We start from the raw sequence: 2,738 nt of genomic DNA, 5'->3' as shown, positions 1-2,738 counted from the left end.
TAGGGAACCGGCAGGAGCTCTGCCTCGCGGTCTTCGAGCCATCGCCGCGCGGCGGCCGCCTGGCACTTGGGGCAGTGACGATTCCGGCAGGAGTTGTATGCGACGCGCTCGTGCGCGCAGTCCTCGCAGCGCTCGACGTGGCCGCCGAGCGCGGCTGTGCGGCAGGTCTCGATCGCCGACATGACCTTCAACTGGGCGAGGCACACGTGCCCGGCGTTGGCCTTTCGCCACGCCGCCCCGTGGGCGCGAAAGACGTCGGCGATCTCCAGGGGAGGCCGCGCCACGCGGCCGTGGTCAGGCGGGCGGCGTTCGCTTCGTCAGCTTGATGTCCAGCCGCTCGAGCGGGCTCTTGATGTCGCGGACCGTGTTGACGGCGACACGGGTGTAGAGCGCCGTCGTCTCCAACTTGGCGTGTCCGAACAGGGACACGCCATAATGAGCATCTTCCTATGTTACTGAAAGTCCAAGCAGCCTTGAGCAGAATCTGCTGTTAGCGGACGCTGCGGCTCCTTTCGCGCGCGATATGCCGCGACAGCTTCGGCTTCGATCGCCCAGGGCGCGCCCGGACATATCTGCCGCCCCTTGACGACGCCTTGCCGAACCCTGCGCAGCGCGGTCATCACGCTGACGTCTATGATCTTCGCCGCCGCTTCAAGCGTGATTTCCCCTCGCTCTGCCATTCGTCGGGACGATGTACGGCGATACCATAGTGGCTACGGAACGAGCGCACCCGCGCCTGGGTCCAGCCGTTGCCCCGCCCCGTCGGTTTGCCGGCGCGATTGAGAAGCCGCGCAATTTGCCGGTCGGGCATCAACCGGGCCAGTTCGCGGACGAGCGACAAGGTATCTTCGGGGATCGTCCAACGATGTTTGCCCACTCCGTTTTTCTTCAGTTTGATCGCGGTATGGTCGCCACCCTGCCAGTGCAGGACCATCTCGATGTGCTCGGCTTCAACGCGCACGACGATTTCGTTCAAGGCCGCACGCAGGATCCGCTTCCGCGTCGCCGACGTCGCCGCCGGATGCGACCAGGCGAGTTCGAGGTCGTGGCCGAGCCGCATCAGCTGCTCCCGCTCCCGTTCCCCCAGGGGCGCCGGTTTCTTTGCGTCGACGGCGGCTATTTCGTCCTCGATACCGCGCACGACCTGCAGCGCCTCGTTCCACCGCCGCTCGAGCTCGCCGGCGACAAGACGGTTCGTCGGATCTACGGCATCGTATTGACGGCGTGCATGTGCCGCTTCGAAGCGCGCCCGCTGCAACGCAAGCTCCAGTTGTCGCCTGGCGGCCGACGTCTCGCCCGCCAGCGCGTCGAGCGCCCTGACCGCCGCGTCGACGCCGAACGGCTTCAAGACCCGTAGCACTTCCCCGCCGACGGCCTGATCGGCGTGCAAGCCGCCAAACGAGATGCAGCGCTGGGCGCCGTGGTTCACGAGCGCGCCTTCGCAATGATAGCGCCCTGCCTTGCCGCCGTAGGCCACGTACATCTTGCGACCGCAGTGGCCGCAGCGCAGAAGGCCAGCGAGGAGCAACTCTCCCTGTCGCGCCGCTCCTCTGGCGACGGCGCCGCCCTTGCCCGTCGCGTTGTCGGCGATCACCCTCTGATTCCTCTCGAACTCCGTCCAGGAGATGTAGCCCTCGTGCTGGTCCTTGAGCAGCACGTCCCATTCGGCCAGTGGGCGGCGCATGCCGCGCCTTACGCGCTTGCGGCCCTCCTCCACACTGACCTTGTTCGTGCTCCGCCCGAAGGCATATGCGCCGGCGTAGACGGGGTTGGTCAGGATGGCGTGCACGGCGCCATAGAGCGGTAACCGCCAGCCGACGATACGCCCCTCCGCAGCACCGTGGCGCGCGGCGGGAAGCGCGATGCCTTCCTCACGCAACCATAAGTGCACCTGTCGCACGCTCTGAAGCTCGGCGAACTTTGCAAAGACGATCCCGATGGCGGCCTGCACCTGCTGGTCCGGGTCCTTCTCGATTCGGTCGCGCCCGGTCTTCACGTAGCCGACGGCGACTCCAAGGAACAGCGCGCCACGGCGCGCTTTCTGCTTCAGCGCCTCGTGCGAGCGCTGCCGAAACAGCGAAAGCTCGAGCTCGCTCATCGTGCCTTTCATGCCGAGCAGCAGGCGATCGTTGGAATGCCGAGCATGGTAGATTCCGTCTTCGTCGACGATGACGGTCCCGACCAATCCGCAGAACTCGATCAACGTATGCCAGTCGCGGCCGTTGCGGGCGAGCCGGGAGGCTTCGATCGCAAATACGGCCCCGACGCGCCCGTCGCAGATCGCCGCCAGCAATCGCTCGAAGCCGGGGCGCGTGACGCCGCCTCCCGAGCGGCCGAGATCGTCATCAACAACCTCGACGGTAGCCCAGCCGAGCTCTTTTGCGCGACCGGCAAGGCCGTACTGGCGCCGCAGGCTCTCCTGGTTGTGCACAAGCTGATCGGGGGTCGACTGGCGGACGTAGACAAAGGCGCCGCGGGCAAGGTGGTCAGCCGTGATCTTGGTCATCGTCGACCTCCCCGCCAATCAGCGCCGTCGCGATCTCGCGCAGCAGCGCCTCGATCAACCCCGCCAACTGCTCCCGCTGAACGGGAATCGCCGCTGTTTGGCGCTCGTCCGCTTCGAACAGATCTCGCTGTCGAACGATCGCGTTGCGCGTCATGCTTGGCCTCCTCCATCCCTGAGTCGGATCGGAGAAAGCGTAGAAGCGCGTCGGCCTCGGCGCGTAGGGCGCGCAGAG

General features: G+C 66.4%; 4 protein-coding genes. All 4 read right to left on the bottom strand.

The window, feature by feature from the left end:
* A partial coding sequence (locus VKF82_10880; GenBank protein HME82571.1) for a transposase zinc-binding domain-containing protein occupies positions 1-284 on the bottom strand: 284 nt, incomplete at its 3' end.
* A 10-nt stretch (positions 285-294) separates the two neighbouring features.
* Positions 295-429 carry a hypothetical protein gene (locus VKF82_10875; protein ID HME82570.1) on the bottom strand — a complete coding sequence of 45 codons (135 nt, stop codon included), beginning with the start codon at positions 427-429 and terminating at the stop codon, positions 295-297.
* Positions 430-631: 202 nt separating this feature from the next.
* Positions 632-2,506: a recombinase family protein gene (locus VKF82_10870; protein HME82569.1), complete on the bottom strand. Its 1,875-nt coding sequence runs from the start codon at positions 2,504-2,506 to the stop codon at positions 632-634.
* Positions 2,487-2,738, bottom strand: a 252-nt coding sequence (locus VKF82_10865) for a hypothetical protein (protein ID HME82568.1), incomplete at its 5' end; no start/stop codon positions are given. The genes VKF82_10870 and VKF82_10865, both read right to left, overlap by 20 nt.

It is taken from the genome of Candidatus Eremiobacteraceae bacterium, assembly GCA_035314825.1.
Lineage (GTDB): Bacteria > Vulcanimicrobiota > Vulcanimicrobiia > Eremiobacterales > Eremiobacteraceae > JAFAHD01.
The sequence above is the reverse complement of the archived record's forward strand: the minus strand, read 5'-3'. Positions and strand labels throughout refer to the sequence as shown.